Here is a 14,495-nt window from a genome sequence, read left to right on the forward strand (position 1 = left end):
ACGATCGTTGCAACACTGGAAAGGCTGAAGGCAAAAAGGCTGGTGAAGAGTTCCCGCACCGCCTTCTTTCCTTTCTAGACCAGCATGCCCATCGGGTTTTCGATCATGCGCTTGAAGGCGACGAGCAGTTCGGCGCCGAGCGCGCCGTCGACGGCGCGGTGATCGGTCGACAGCGTCACCGACATGATGGTGGCGATCTTGATCTCACCGTTCTTGACCACCGCGCGCTCCTCGCCGGCGCCGACCGCCAGGATCGTCGCATGCGGCGGGTTGATGACGGCGGCAAAGTCCTTGATGCCGAACATGCCGAGATTGGACACCGCAGTGGTGCCGCCCTGGTATTCTTCCGGCTTCAGCTTGCGGCTGCGCGCGCGGCTGGCAAGATCCTTCATCTCGTTGGAGATGACCGACAGCGTCTTTTCGTCGGCACGCCGGATGATCGGCGTGATCAGCCCGCCGGGGATCGACACGGCGACACCGACGTCGGCATGCTTGTGCTTGACCATGGCGCTCTCGGTCCATGACGCATTGGCATCCGGCACCGCCATTAACGCCATTGCCATCGCTTTGATGACCATGTCGTTGACCGACAGCTTGTAAGCCGGCGCCTCACCCTTGTCGGTCTTCTTCACCGGGGCGGCCGCATTGACCTGCGTGCGCAGGGCCAGGAGCGCATCAAGCTCGCAGTCGAGCGTCAGGTAGAAATGCGGGATGGTGGTCGTGGCCTCGACCAGCCGGCGCGCAATGGTCTTGCGCATGTTGTCATGCGGGACAAGCTCGTAGGAGCCGTCGGCAAACAGTTTCAGCACCTGGTCGTCCGACATTGGCTTGGCTGCGGCCGCCGGAGCCGGAGCGCCGGCAGGTGCGGCTTTCGCGGCCGGTGCCGCCTTGGCGCCGCCGCTGGAAATCGCTGCATCGACATCGGCCTTGACCACGCGGCCATGCGGGCCGGAGCCTGTCACCGCGGAGACATCGACACCGGCTTCCCGGGCGATGCGACGGGCCAGCGGCGAGGCGAAGGTGCGACCGTCCGACTGGCTGATCTCCCCCCTTGTGGGGGAGATGGCCGGCAGGCCAGAGGGGGGCGCCTCGTTCCTTGCCGCTGGCGGGACAGCGCCCCCCTCTGTCGACTTCGTCGACATCTCCCCCACGGGTGGGGAGATTGGCGCCTTATCCTGTTTTGCCTCGGCCTTTGCCGGCGCAGCGCCGTCACCGCTCTTGGCGGCAGCCGCCGCATCTTCACCTTCGGCGGCGAGCACGGCGATCAGCGCGTTGACCTTGACGCCTTCGGTGCCGGCTGGAACCACCAGCTTGGCCACAGTGCCCTCATCGACGGCTTCGACTTCCATCGTCGCCTTGTCGGTCTCGATCTCGGCGATCACGTCGCCCGGCGAAACCTTGTCGCCCTCCTTGACCAGCCACTTGGCAAGATTGCCCTCTTCCATCGTGGGCGACAGGGCCGGCATGGTGATGTTGATCGGCATTTTTCCTCCTCAGTTCCGCCCGGTTAGCGAACGGTGCTGGATATTGAACTGCTCCGACATTCTGCCTCGATAGCCTTCTTCCAATGCCTGAAGCGTCTCGATTTCAGGATCCCATCTTGTTCCAGTCTCATCCTGGCTATGTGCATGCCGACATCAGCGAGCACCATGCCCCAGTTGTGAGCGTTTGGTCCAAAGAGGTCTTGCATCGTGACGACCGCGTCCGAACCAATCCAGACGCGGAGTATTTCATCGAATTCGCTGTTCTCGACGACCACCGCGGGAACTTCTAGTTCGCGCGACATTTCGTTAACCCCGGTACGTCACGGCTTTCACCGCCTCGATGACTTCCGCGACATTGGGCAATGCCAGCTTTTCGAGGTTTGCCGCGTAGGGCATCGGCACGTCCTTGCCGGCAATGGTGATGACCGGCGCGTCGAGGAAATCGAAGGCGCGCTGCGACACCTGGCTGGCGATATGGTCGCCGACCGAGCTCTGCGGAAATCCTTCCTCCACCACCACGAGACGATTGGTCTTCTTGACCGAGGCGATGATGGTGTCGAAATCGAGAGGGCGGATGGTCCTGAGGTCGATGATCTCGGCATCGATGCCCATGCCGCGCAATTCGGCCTCGGCCTTTGCCGTGTAGCTCATGCCGATGCCGAAGGAGACGATGGTGACATCCGTGCCCGACTTGTGGATGCGCGCCTTGCCGATCGGCAGCACGAAATCGTCGATCTTCGGCACATCGAAGGACTGGCCGTAGAGGATTTCGTTCTCGAGGAAGATGACCGGGTTCGGGTCGCGGATCGCGGCCTTCAGCAATCCCTTGGCGTCGGCGGCGGTGTAGGGCATCACCACTTTCAGGCCGGGAATGTGGCTGTACCAGGCGGCATAGCACTGCGAATGCTGGGCGGCGACGCGGGCGGCCGCACCGTTTGGCCCGCGGAAGACGATGGGCGCGCCCATCTGGCCGCCGGACATGTAGAGCGTTTTGGCGGCGGAGTTGATGATATGGTCGATCGCCTGCATGGCGAAGTTGAAGGTCATGAACTCGACGATCGGCCTCAGGCCGGCCATCGCCGCGCCAACGCCGACGCCGGCAAAACCGTGCTCGGTGATCGGTGTGTCGACGACGCGACGCGGCCCGAATTCCTGCAGCAGCCCTTGCGTGATCTTGTAAGCGCCCTGGTACTCGGCGACCTCCTCGCCCATCACGAAGACGTCTCCGTCACGGCGCATTTCCTCGGCCATCGCGTCACGCAGCGCTTCGCGCACCGTGGTCGAGACCATTTCCGTGCCGGCCGGGATGTCGGGATCGGCGGCTGCCTTCATCGCAGGGGCAGCGGGTACGGACGCCTTCGGCGCCTCGCCGGCATCCTGCGGCGCGGCCTTCGAGCCTTCCTCGGCTGCGTCGGTGCGCTGCCCGCCGTCTGAAATCGCATCCTGGGTGGAGGCCGGTGCAGCCTTGGCCTCCTTGCCGATATCGGCGGCGCTCTCGCCGTCCTGCAGCAGCACCGCGATCGGCGTGTTGACCTTTACGCCCTCGGTGCCCTCGGCAACCAGGATCTTGCCGAGCGTGCCTTCGTCGACCGCTTCGACTTCCATCGTCGCCTTGTCGGTCTCGATCTCGGCGATGACATCACCAGCGACAACCTTGTCGCCCTCTTTCTTCAACCATTTGGAAACATTGCCCTCTTCCATCGTCGGCGAGAGAGCGGGCATGAGAATTTCGATCGGCATGGCCTTGCCCTCTCGTTACAGTACGATATCGGTCCAGAGCTCGGACGGATCCGGCTCTGCGTCGTTCTGGGCAAATTCGGCGGCGTCGGCGACAATGTCGCGGACCTCCTTGTCGACGGCCTTGAGCTCGTCCTCATCAGCCCACTTCTTGTCGAGCAGGCGCGCCTTGACCTGCTCGATCGGGTCGCGCTCGGAGCGCATCTTCTGCACTTCTTCCTTGGAACGATATTTTGCCGGATCGGACATCGAGTGGCCGCGGTAGCGGTAGGTCTGCATTTCGAGAATTAGCGGCCCCTTGCCGTCACGGCACCATTCGGTGGCGAGATCGCCGGCTGCCTTGACCGCGCGGACGTCCATGCCATCGACCTGGATGCCGGGGATCTTGAAGGAGGCGCCGCGGTGCGAAAAATCCGTCTCGGCCGACGAACGCGTTACCGAGGTGCCCATGGCATAGCGGTTGTTCTCGATGATGAAAATCACCGGCAGCTTCCACAGCGAGGCCATGTTGAAGCTTTCATAGACCTGGCCCTGATTGGCGGCGCCGTCGCCGAAATAGGTCAGTGTCACATTGTTGTTGCCACGATAGCGATTGGCGAAGGCGAGGCCGGTGCCGAGCGAAACCTGCGCGCCGACAATGCCGTGGCCGCCGTAAAAATGCTTCTCCTTGGAGAACATGTGCATGGAGCCGCCCTTGCCCCTGGACAGGCCGCCGCGGCGCCCGGTCAATTCGGCCATGACGCCGCGCGGCGACAGTTCCATCGCCAGCATGTGACCATGGTCGCGGTAGGCGGTGATCATCTGGTCGCCGTCGATCAGCGCCATCTTCATGCCGGTGACAACTGCTTCCTGGCCGATATAGAGGTGGCAGAAGCCGCCGATGAAGCCCATGCCGTAGAGTTGGCCGGCCTTTTCCTCGAACCGGCGGATCAGCAGCATGCGCCGGTAGGCGTCAAGCTCCTCATCCTTGGTGAAGTCGACAGGTTTGGGGGCTGAAAGCCCCGCCGATTTGCCGTCGGATTTGGGTTTGGTTTTGGCAGGCGCTTTTCTGGCGGCGGTGGCCATGCATCACTCCCTGTTGGCGTCTCTTGCGGACACTGAGGGAGATCAGTTCTCCCCACCGATTTGGCAAAGGCTAACACGCAAGAAAGCGTTTCGCCATGCCGAAAAATGCATGGCTGACATGCGTCTAAGCGATTAAAATCGTTGAAAATATCGGCGATTAACTTGAATTCGGTTATCTTGCCGTAGCCGGCAACATGATGGTGATTTCGTCGGCGTGGGATACATTGAGCGCCTTGCGCGCCTGCTCGTCGAGCATGTCCTTCTCCAGCGTGCCCTGATGCATGAGCTGAACACGCCGCTGCAGATCGAGCCGGCGCGCCTTGACGGCATCGAGCTTACCTTGCAGGTCGACGGCTTCGGCTTCCAACCGGTATTTGGAATAGATGCCGAATTCGCCGTGGTAGGCGTGAAAGCCGAAATAGGCGAGGAACGCCACGCAGAGCGAGGGGATGATCAGCCGACCGGTATTTCTCTGCTTGTGCTGACGTGTCCACATGATCCAAATCCCTTAGAGCGCCGCGCGCCCGCCTGGACGCGCAAGGGCGCTCTAACCACTCTGCGACCGAGCCCTTTCTCGCCCGATTGTGCTTAATGGACGGTTACGGACGACCGGATCTGGCGGTGTTGAAACAAAAAAGGCGAGAATGCCCCGCCCTTTCGTTTTCGGATTTTCTGGGTTTTCGGATTTTCTGCGGCTCAGCCCTTCACGATCGACTTGCCAGCGTAGAGCGCCTGCTTGCCGAGCTCTTCCTCGATGCGGATGAGCTGGTTGTACTTGGCCATGCGATCCGAGCGCGACAGCGAACCCGTCTTGATCTGCCCGCAATTGGTGGCGACGGCGAGATCGGCGATGGTCGAATCTTCGGTTTCGCCCGAGCGGTGCGACATGACCGCGGTGTAGCCGGCCTTGTGCGCGGTCTCGACGGCATCGAGCGTTTCGGTCAGTGAGCCGATCTGGTTGACCTTGACCAGGATAGAATTGGCGACGCCCATGCGGATGCCGTCGCGCAGCCGGGCCGTATTGGTGACGAACAGATCGTCGCCGACCAGCTGGGTCTTGTTGCCGATGAGGTCGGTCAGCGTTTTCCAGCCGTCCCAGTCGTCCTCGGCCAGCCCATCCTCGATGGTAATGATCGGATAGTCCGCGGCGAGCTTGGCCAGATACTTGGCCTGGGTCTTCGGATCGCGGGTCTTTTTCTCGCCTTCATAGACGTAGTTGCCGTCCTTGAAGAATTCGGTCGCGGCGCAGTCGAGGCCGAGCGCAACCTCTTCGCCCGGCTTGAAGCCGGCCTTCTCGATTGATTCCATAATGAAATCGAGCGCTGCGGGTGCGCTTTTCAAGTTAGGAGCGAAGCCACCCTCGTCACCGACATTGGTGTTGTGGCCGGCGTCCTTCAGCCGCTTCCTCAGCGTATGGAAGATTTCCGAACCCCAACGCACGCCATCACGCAGTGTCGGCGCACCGATCGGCAGGATCATGAATTCCTGGAAATCGATCGGGTTGTCGGCATGGGCACCACCGTTGATGATGTTCATCATCGGCACCGGAAGCACATGCGCCTTGGTGCCACCGACATAGCGGTAGAGCGGCAGGCCAGCCGCTTCCGCCGCAGCCTTGGCCACCGCCAGCGACACGCCAAGGATCGCATTGGCGCCAAGGCGGCTCTTGTTGGGTGTGCCGTCGAGCTCGATCATGGTCTGGTCGATGTGGATCTGGTTCTCGGCTTCCATCCCGCCGATCGCCTCGAACAGCTCGCCATTGACGGCCTCTACCGCCCGCAGGACGCCCTTGCCGAGGTAGCGGGCGCCGCCGTCGCGCAGTTCGACCGCCTCATGCGCGCCGGTCGAGGCGCCGGAAGGCACCGCAGCGCGGCCCATCGAGCCGTCTTCGAGCACGACGTCGACCTCGACGGTCGGGTTTCCGCGGCTGTCCAGGATTTCGCGCCCGACAATGTCGATGATGGCAGTCATTGCGATGTCCCCGATTGATCTGACGAAGCGTCGCGCACGTCTTAGCCAAAGTGCCGCAAAACGCAATTGGGGCGTCCGCAAATAGTGCCGCCACTTCCGCCACATCGAATCACGAAGCACAAATTGCTGTCATCATAAGTCATGTTAGTCATAGGCCTTGGCGGCGTGCGTCTTTCTGGTTTATGCTCACAGCTGCGCGGGGCGAAACAGGAGGAGTTTCGCCATGTCTCAGTTGAGCGGTATTGTGAGTTTGTTCCTGATCGCGGCGGCGTTTTTGACGTCGTGTGACACTCAGCAGCCTCAACAGGGCGCGGTAGAGTTGTCGACCCTTGCAGCGGAGTAGATATCCCAGAGAAAAGGCCCCCGGTTCAACCGGGGGCCTTTTTGATTACGGCAGAGCAAGGTCAATGCCAATAAGGCTCGACATTGTAGTAACTGTATGAAGCATCACGCGCGGCCTCGCCGTCGGCGCCCGTCAATTCGTTGATCGAATAGGCGGGAGCAGCCTTCAGTTGCTCTTTGGTGAACGGCACGACATAGCCGCCCTTGTTCTCGTCATAGTCGAGGCTCGCCCACGGGATGGCGTGGTATTTCTCGCCGATGCCGAGAAATCCGCCAAAGCCGATCACGGCAAACATGATTCCATTCGACAATTTGTCGAGCATGACATCCTCGATGTCGCCGATGTGCGTGCCTTCCGTGTTGTAGACGGAAGTGCCGATCACCCGCGAGGCAGCGATGGCTTCAGTGTGTCCTGTCTGGGTTGTCATGATGTGCTCCTCTTGTCGTTCACTTCAAGTCGACAATGAGGAGAGGGCTGCGAAGGTTCCAGACTTTTATGGACGCGGTCATACGTGCAGGGCTGATCACTCAGCGAGGATGAAGGTGACCTTCATGTTGACGCGGTAGGCGGAGATCATGCCGTTCTCGACGACGACCTTCTGGTCCTGGATCCAGGCGCCTTCGACGTTCTTCAATGTCTTTGCGGCGCGGGCAATCCCCTGTTCGATGGCGTCCTGAAAGCTCTTATTCGACGATGATGTGATTTCGGTGACGCGGGCGACGGACATGGCTTCCTCCTCCAAGGCACTCGGTTGCCTGGGCAGCGTACAACCGGCGCCTGTTGATCACAAGTTTCGGGTCGGACTTAGGGCTGGACCGCTGAACTTGCTCAGCCCTTGACTTGCTCAGCCCTTGGCGACGCGATCGAATGCCATCAGCCTTTCAAGCAGCGCCCGAAGGTCCTTCAGCGGCACCATGTTGGGACCGTCGGAGGGGGCGTTGTCGGGATCCTGATGCGTCTCGATGAAGACGCCGGCGACACCGACCGCAACCGCGGCGCGCGCCAGTGTCTCGACGAAGCGCCGATCGCCGCCTGACGAGCCGCCCTGCCCGCCCGGCTGCTGCACCGAATGCGTGGCGTCGAAAATCACCGGCGCGCCGATCTCGGCCATGATAGGCAGGGCGCGCATATCGGACACCAGCGTGTTGTAGCCGAAGGACGCGCCGCGCTCGGTGACCAGCACATTGGCGTTGCCGGAACCGGTGACCTTGGCGACGACGTTCTTTATGTCCCACGGCGCGAGGAACTGGCCCTTCTTCACATTGACGACCTTGCCGGTTCTTGCCGCCGCGATCAGCAGATCGGTCTGGCGGCTGAGGAAAGCCGGAATCTGCAGGATATCGACATGCGGCGACACGAGCGCGCACTGTTCCTCGGTGTGGATATCGGTCAGGATCGGCAGCGAAAACGCCTTGCGCAAATCGTCGAAGACGGGCAGCGCCGCATCGAGCCCGGCGCCGCGCGTGCCGCCAAGCGAGGTGCGGTTGGCCTTGTCGTAACTGGTCTTGTAGACGAGGCCCAGCCCGAGCTTCTCGGTCAGTTCCTTCAGCGCGCCAGCCATGTCGAAGGCGTGCTGCCGCGATTCAAGCTGGCACGGGCCGGCAATCAGCGACATCGGCGCGGTGTTGCCGAAGACGACATTGCCGACGGTTACGGACGAATTGGGCTTGCTCATGCTTTCTCCTGGAAAACGAAGGCCGCACCCTGCCCGGATGTCGGCCACACGACAATATCATCGCCGCGAATGTCATGTTCTACGGAACTTGCTGCAAGCAGCTTGGCGACCGTGTCGGCGGAACCAATTGAAAAGACGATCGCCGCGAAGCGGAGTTCCGATGGCGCGCCGGCAGGTATGCCGAAGCGCGATTCGAAAGCGACGGGGTCAAGCAGGGTCAAGGTCGCGTTCGGCAGCTCAAACGCAGTGCTGCTCCCCGGCACGGTCGCCGGACTGTGCGTCGCGATCCAAATCAAACGGCGCTGTTCGGATGGCTCGGTGCTGACCGCCACGACCTCGACAATGCCGTTTGCGCCATTGGCGTGGACCTGCAACGCGCTGCGGTCCACTTTCGGCGCATTGATCCGCTCGCAGGCAAACAGGAATGCGTCCGTCGCCCCGGTGCCGGAGGCGAAGGCCAGTTTGAACGATGCCGTGTCGCTGCTTCCCGCCGCGTCGGTGAAGGCGCGCGAAAAGCTCAGCATGTCTCCAGCCGAAAGGCCGGCTTCGACATAGCGTGCGTGGTCGGCATCCGCACTTTGGGTACCCAGGACAAGGGCGGAAAATCCCTCATTGCCGCAGCTGTCGCGATAGGCGCGATCGCGCGCGACGAAGGCGTTATCGTCGGCGATCGCTTTCGCCGCCGCTTGCGCATTGCCCACTGCCAGCGGCTCGAGATAGGTGCCGTCTTCGAGGAAGACGCAGCAGTTTTCCGTGCCGAAAGGATGGATGCCGGTCGGCGCCACGACAAAGCCAAGCGAAACCAGCCGCGCCCGTGCCACGTCGAGGCTGGCGGTCGGCAGCACAAGATGGTCAAGCGGGTAAGCGCCGGGCGGACAAGCGCCGGGCGGATAAGCGCCGGGCGAATGAGGGCGTGCTGGCATCGTCTCGATCATGCTGGCGCGGTGTGCATCATTCCGGAAGTTGGTTCAAGAGCCCTCGCCTGACGCGCAGGGATTTCATATAGCGGCAGCGGTCGTCGCGATGGCTGTTCTTGGCCACGCTGCCTTGGCGACGCGCGAAAGCGGCAGGGCGCTGATCCGACCGAACCAACGGCCGCAGACGGGTGCGCTCCAGCTTCGATCAGTTTCACTTCAAGTCGCAGCCACAATGTCCGCCGAATAGCGCAATTCGCGCAGCGGTTTGACCTGGCTGGTCGTCTCGGCATAGAGCGGATGCGCCTTGTAGGCGGCCAGAGCGGCGGCGTCCTCGAACTCGGCATAAACGACCACGTCGATCTCGTCCGAAAGCGGGTCGACCTTGCTGTTGAGCGTCACCTCGAACCGACGGGAATGGGGGATGTTGCCGAGCGTCAGCAAACCCGTCCGTACGGCCTCAACATCCTCTTTGTGCCGTGCGCTGAAGAAAACGATATGCCGGATCAACCCCAGCCTCCTCGATCGATGTGCAGCCATGTTTTGTGTGGGCGACTTGTTTTGTGTGGGCAACACGGGCGCGTCAACCGGCAACGATGTCGCGGCAACAACGCGTTGGGGCGAAGGCGAGGAAACCTACATCATGCTGGTGATGTAGCGCACGATGCGGTTAATCTCCCTGACCGTCGTGTCGAGATAGCTGCCCTGATTGTAGAGCCCGTCCCAGATCAGGAAGAACGTGACGGCGCAGATGACGATGACATAACGCATGGCTAAAACTACTGCATCCGGGTGGCTGCAACCATAGTGATTCCGGCGTTGATCAGCGCCCTCCCGCAAAATCTTTCCATGATCCGTGCTCGCTTGCCTTGGCTCTTGATGTTCCCCTTGATGACGTGAAAGATTGCTGCGGGGATTCATCGGGAAGCGGCGTTCGCGCCCTGCCGATGAACTGCGAGAGAGTTGGAAACCGGCGATTTTGCGCCGGCGCCGCAGAAGTCCCGGGGGCGTGACATGGCTCACAAGGAAGACACCGGCGTTGCGTCGGGCGACGCGGTCAGATTGGACGAATTCAATTTCGCCGAAACCGTCAAAGGCCTGCCGGCCAAGGCGCGCATGGTGCTGTCGGCGGCGATGAACCTGCCGCGTGGCTCGCTCAAGGTGAGGATGCCGGACGGCCGCGCCGTCCTCGTCGGCGGCAAGGGCCCGGGTCCGGACGCCGAACTGGTGCTCAAGAACTGGCGCTTGCCCGGCCGCGCCTTCACCGGCGGCACCATCGGCATCGCCGAATCCTACATCGACGGCGATTGGGACAGTCCCGATGTGACCAGTTTCCTGGAACTGTTCGTAGTCAATTCAGAAATCGGAGAGCGCATCGCCGGCGGCGCCAACTGGCTGATCAACGCCGTCCAGCGTGTCCGCCACTGGTTCAACCAAAACACCCGCACCGGCTCGAAGCGCAACATTTCGGCGCATTACGATCTCGGCAACGCCTTTTACAAGGAATGGCTGGATCCGAGCATGACCTATTCGTCGGCGCTCTATGCGGCTGGCGCCAACGATCTGGAAAGCGCGCAAGCCGCCAAATATCGTGCGCTGGCCAAGGACACGGGCATCGGCGCGAACGACCACGTGCTTGAAATCGGTTGCGGCTGGGGCGGCTTTGCCGAATTCGCGGCGCGCGAGATCGGCTGCCGCGTCACCGGGCTGACGATCAGCCGCGAGCAGCATGATTTCGCCAGAGCACGCGTCCAGAAGGCTGGATTTGCCGACAAGGTCGACATCAAGCTGCAGGACTACCGCGACGAAACCGGTTCCTACGACCGCATCGCCTCGATCGAGATGTTCGAGGCGGTCGGCGAAAAGTACTGGCCTGTGTTTTTCGGCAAGATGAAGGATTGCCTGCGGCCTGGCGGCACCGCTGGCCTGCAGATCATCACTATCAACGAGAAAGCCTACGATACCTATCGCGCCCGGCCGGATTTCATCCAGCGTTACGTCTTCCCGGGCGGCATGCTGCCGACGCCGTCGATCCTGAAAACGCTCGGCAAAGACCATGGCCTTGCTCATCTGCGCGAGCGCATTTTCCCGGACGACTATGCCCGCACGCTCGCCGAATGGCGCCACCGTTTTTGTGGGTCATGGGAAAAGATCGTCCCGCTCGGTTTCGACGACCGCTTCAAGAAGCTCTGGGAGTTTTACCTGCATTATTGCGAAGCCGGCTTCCGCGCCAGCTACATCGATGTCCGCCAGGTGGTTTACAGGGCTTAGGGTGGCGACGACTGATTTCCGCATGGGATCAATTGGTTCTCCGTCGAACATCAAGTCGATGATGCGGTTCGAGCCGGCTGCTGTTCAACGGCGTGCCAGCCTTCAACAGCGTGCCAAGTCCTGACCGAAGCAGAGCTTCGCGCCTGAATCCGGTCGAGTCCATCTGGGAACAGATGACGTGCGGATGCATGTGCGCGGGCGGAGACGTCAGTTCTTGTCGTCATCGCCTTGGGTGATCAGCCGCGCGCTGCGCTGCCCTGTCAGGTAGATCCATAGCCAGCTCAGCGAAACCGCAAGCCGGTTACGGAAGCCGATCAGGAAATAGATGTGCGCCAGGCCCCAAAGCCACCAGGCCAGCCGGCCGGTGAGCTTGATCCAGCCGAAGTCGATCGCGGCGGCGCGCTTGCCGATCGTCGCCAGATCGCCGTCATGCCTGTAGCGGAAAGGCCGCGGGGCTGCGTCGCCGGCAAGCCGGGCCTTGATCGTCGCGGCGACATGCCGGCCCTGCTGCTTGGCGGCGGGTGCTACGCCGGGCACCATGCGGCCATCCGGCCGCAGGACGTGTGCAGCGTCACCGACGACGAAAATCTCTGGGTTGCCCGGCACGGTCAGATCAGGCTCGACCAGCACCCTGCCCGCGCGGTCCGCTGCCGCCCCCAGCCATTCGGCGGCCGGCGAAGCGGCGACGCCTGCTGCCCACAGGATAGTCCTGGCCGGCAGATGCGTTTCACCGAAGACGACACCCTCCGCGTCGCAACGTGTCACTGGCCGACCGAGTTCGACCGTCACGCCAAGCCGCTCGAGCGCCTTGCTGGCATAGTCGGAGAGTTCCGGCGCGAAATTGGGAAGGATACGGTCGCCGGCCTCGATCAGCACCACGCGCGTCTGTCGCGTATCGATGTTGCGGAACTCGCCGCGCAGCATCTCGTGCGCCAGTTCGACAATGGTGCCGGCCAGTTCCACGCCGGTCGGTCCGCCACCGACGATCGCCAGTGTCAGCAGCGCCTGGCGCCTGGCGGGATCGGTCTCCCGCTCGGCCTGCTCGAAGGCGAGCAGGATGCGCCGTCGAATGGTGGTGGCGTCCTCCAACGTCTTCAGCCCCGGTGCGAAAGGCTCCCACTCGTCATGGCCGAAATAGGCGTGGCGGGCGCCGGTGGCCAGCAGCAGCGTGTCGTATCCAACCGCGCCGCCATCATCGAGCAGCACGTTTCTGCCGGCGCGGTCGACGCCGCTGACGGTGGCCAGCAGTGTCGTCACATCCTTGCGCTTGCGCAGGAGATGGCGGATCGGCCAGGCGACTTCCGAGGTCGCCAGCGCCGTGGTCGCCACCTGATAGAGCAGCGGCTGGAAAAGATGATGGTTGCGCTTGTCGATCATGGTGATGCGCACCGGCGCGCCGTCAAGCGCGCGGGTGAATTCGAGACCCCCGAATCCCGCCCCGACGACGACGACATGATGGCTGGTTTCGTTCATCTCATTCACTCCGGGAGCAGGTTGGGCCAGGAGAGCAGGTGGGCGGGAGCGCAGACTGGACAGCAATTTCGTCAAGGCTGATGTAGCTATTTTTGTGCACCGCAACAACATCCGACTTTGCCGATTGCCCGCCCTGAGATGTCGCTGTTGTACATGCCCCCATCCTGCCGCCGCGTATAATTTCATCGAAGCAGATGACAGGAGTGAAAGTTGGCTAGCGATCTTGACGACGACGGTCCGGGGCAATATTCCTCGCCGCCTTGCTTCATGCACGAGTTCGACCCGGAATTCCGGCCGCGCCTATCCGATTGGAACGACGTGAAACGATGGCGCAAGGCCGAGCGCGAGCGGCTGATTGCCGCCCGCCTCGCTGTCCCGGCTGACGTGCGGACGGCAATGTCGCAGCGCATCGGCGAAAGCCTCGACGCGATGATCGGCGACATTGCCGGCCGCATGGTCAGCCTCTACTGGCCGTTCCGCGGCGAGCCGGATTTGCGGGCCTGGATGGCATCGGTCAACGCGCGTGGTGGCCGCACTGCCTTGCCGATCGTTATCGAGAAAGCCCGCCCGCTTATCTTTCGCGCCTACGTTCCGGGCGATCGGCTGGAAAAAGGTGTCTGGAATATCCCGATCCCGGCTGAAGGCGATCCGGTGCTGCCCGACATCGTCATCTCGCCTGTCGTCGGCATCGATCCGGGACAGTATCGGCTGGGCTATGGCGGCGGCTTCTTCGACCGCACGCTGGCGGCGATGCCGTTCAAGCCGCTGGTCATCGGTGTCGGCTACGAACTGCAGCGCATCGCCACCATCTACCCGCAGCCGCATGATATCCCGATGGACCGGGTGGTAACGGAGGCTTTCAAAGCCTAGGCAAGTTCCGGCTTCATCCCCACCGCCGTCCGGTCGACGATCTCGCGCAAGGCGAAGGATGAATTGATCTTCGTCACATGCGGCATTGCCGACAGCCATTCCTTGTGGATGCGCTCATAGTCGACGAGGTCCTTTGCCGCGATGCGCAGGATATAATCGTATTCACCCGACATCAGGTGGCAGGACAACACATTCGGGCAGCGCTTTATCGCCGCCTCGAAATCCGACAGTGTCTTTTCGAATTGCCCCGACAGCGATATATGCACGATCGCCGTCATCTGGTGGCCAAGAGCGGCATTGGAAAGCCGGGCGTGGTAGCCGCGGATGGTTCCGGATTTCTCCAGATTGTCGAGCCGCCGCGAGCAGGCCGACTGCGACAGGCCGACCTTCTCGGCAAGCGCCGCGTTGGGTATCCGCCCATCCCGTTGCAACGTTTCGAGGATGGCGATATCAATCCTGTCTAGCGGCATTTTTCGGGATTCCTGCGACAACCCAGCTGTTTTACGCAACGATTATCGAACCGCACCGTCTTGCGCAAGCGTATTCGCAAACACCTACGCGACGATTCGTGGTTCACTGTCTCTCAACAGCGAACATGCCCCAAAAGGCTGGATTAGGAGGAGAAGAAGATGCGCGTCGGCTGCCCCCGGGAAATCAAGAACCACGAATACCGCGTCGGCCTGACGCCGGGA

The 14,495-nt window shown here is 62.0% G+C and carries 16 protein-coding genes; 2 read left to right on the forward strand and 14 right to left on the reverse strand.

Annotated elements, in window-relative coordinates:
* Positions 1-74: 74 nt before the first annotated feature.
* The 12 genes from AC0L2K_RS18310 to AC0L2K_RS18365 form a co-directional block, all read right to left on the reverse strand.
* Positions 75-1,484, reverse strand: a complete 1,410-nt coding sequence (locus AC0L2K_RS18310) for a pyruvate dehydrogenase complex dihydrolipoamide acetyltransferase (RefSeq protein ID WP_287056860.1) — start codon at positions 1,482-1,484, stop codon at positions 75-77.
* A gap of 23 nt (positions 1,485-1,507) precedes the next feature.
* Complete coding sequence (locus tag AC0L2K_RS18315) at positions 1,508-1,786, reverse strand: DUF5076 domain-containing protein (protein WP_287066653.1); 279 nt, start codon at positions 1,784-1,786, stop codon at positions 1,508-1,510.
* A 4-nt stretch (positions 1,787-1,790) separates the two neighbouring features.
* Complete coding sequence (locus tag AC0L2K_RS18320) at positions 1,791-3,224, reverse strand: pyruvate dehydrogenase complex E1 component subunit beta (protein ID WP_287066654.1); 1,434 nt, start codon at positions 3,222-3,224, stop codon at positions 1,791-1,793.
* Positions 3,225-3,239: 15 nt separating this feature from the next.
* Positions 3,240-4,286 (reverse strand): pyruvate dehydrogenase (acetyl-transferring) E1 component subunit alpha, encoded by a 1,047-nt coding sequence (gene pdhA / locus AC0L2K_RS18325; protein ID WP_023799237.1) that lies wholly within the window; start codon positions 4,284-4,286, stop codon positions 3,240-3,242.
* Between the two features lie 172 nt (positions 4,287-4,458).
* Positions 4,459-4,782 (reverse strand): FtsB family cell division protein, encoded by a 324-nt coding sequence (locus AC0L2K_RS18330; protein WP_128187469.1) that lies wholly within the window; start codon positions 4,780-4,782, stop codon positions 4,459-4,461.
* Positions 4,783-4,982: 200 nt separating this feature from the next.
* A complete protein-coding gene (gene eno / locus AC0L2K_RS18335) occupies positions 4,983-6,257 on the reverse strand; it encodes a phosphopyruvate hydratase (RefSeq protein ID WP_027154001.1) in 1,275 nt (424 codons plus the stop codon).
* Positions 6,258-6,661: 404 nt separating this feature from the next.
* Complete coding sequence (locus AC0L2K_RS18340; RefSeq protein ID WP_287066656.1) at positions 6,662-7,027, reverse strand: PRC-barrel domain-containing protein; 366 nt, start codon at positions 7,025-7,027, stop codon at positions 6,662-6,664.
* A gap of 96 nt (positions 7,028-7,123) precedes the next feature.
* Positions 7,124-7,327 (reverse strand): dodecin family protein, encoded by a 204-nt coding sequence (locus AC0L2K_RS18345; RefSeq protein WP_287066657.1) that lies wholly within the window; start codon positions 7,325-7,327, stop codon positions 7,124-7,126.
* Positions 7,328-7,444: 117 nt separating this feature from the next.
* Complete coding sequence (gene kdsA, locus AC0L2K_RS18350) at positions 7,445-8,275, reverse strand: 3-deoxy-8-phosphooctulonate synthase (RefSeq protein WP_287066660.1); 831 nt, start codon at positions 8,273-8,275, stop codon at positions 7,445-7,447.
* Positions 8,272-9,198, reverse strand: a complete 927-nt coding sequence (locus tag AC0L2K_RS18355) for a VOC family protein (protein WP_287066661.1) — start codon at positions 9,196-9,198, stop codon at positions 8,272-8,274. Before AC0L2K_RS18355 ends, kdsA begins: the two co-directional genes overlap by 4 nt.
* Positions 9,199-9,408: 210 nt before the next feature.
* Entirely contained in the window at positions 9,409-9,699 is a 291-nt protein-coding gene (locus AC0L2K_RS18360; RefSeq protein WP_287066664.1) for a Dabb family protein, read from the reverse strand.
* A gap of 126 nt (positions 9,700-9,825) precedes the next feature.
* Positions 9,826-9,960, reverse strand: coding sequence for a hypothetical protein (locus AC0L2K_RS18365; protein ID WP_023799246.1), 135 nt, complete (start codon positions 9,958-9,960; stop codon positions 9,826-9,828).
* Positions 9,961-10,203: 243 nt separating this feature from the next.
* Here AC0L2K_RS18365 and AC0L2K_RS18370 point away from each other — a divergent pair, with 243 nt between their 5' ends.
* Positions 10,204-11,460 carry an SAM-dependent methyltransferase gene (locus AC0L2K_RS18370; RefSeq protein ID WP_287066667.1) on the forward strand — a complete coding sequence of 419 codons (1,257 nt, stop codon included), beginning with the start codon at positions 10,204-10,206 and terminating at the stop codon, positions 11,458-11,460.
* A 207-nt stretch (positions 11,461-11,667) separates the two neighbouring features.
* Here the strand turns inward: AC0L2K_RS18370 and AC0L2K_RS18375 are convergent, their stop codons facing one another.
* Entirely contained in the window at positions 11,668-12,933 is a 1,266-nt protein-coding gene (locus AC0L2K_RS18375) for an NAD(P)/FAD-dependent oxidoreductase (RefSeq protein ID WP_287066669.1), read from the reverse strand.
* 210 nt (positions 12,934-13,143) lie between these two features.
* On the opposite strand from AC0L2K_RS18375, the gene AC0L2K_RS18380 reads away from it, so the two are divergent.
* Positions 13,144-13,803: a 5-formyltetrahydrofolate cyclo-ligase gene (locus AC0L2K_RS18380; RefSeq protein WP_287066670.1), complete on the forward strand. Its 660-nt coding sequence runs from the start codon at positions 13,144-13,146 to the stop codon at positions 13,801-13,803.
* On the opposite strand, the gene AC0L2K_RS18385 is transcribed toward AC0L2K_RS18380, so the two are convergent.
* Complete coding sequence (locus AC0L2K_RS18385) at positions 13,800-14,273, reverse strand: Lrp/AsnC family transcriptional regulator (RefSeq protein WP_023799250.1); 474 nt, start codon at positions 14,271-14,273, stop codon at positions 13,800-13,802. The two genes, AC0L2K_RS18380 and AC0L2K_RS18385, sit on opposite strands and share 4 nt — an antisense overlap.
* Positions 14,274-14,495: the final 222 nt, after the last annotated feature.

It is taken from the genome of Mesorhizobium sp. WSM4817 (genome assembly GCF_055811135.1).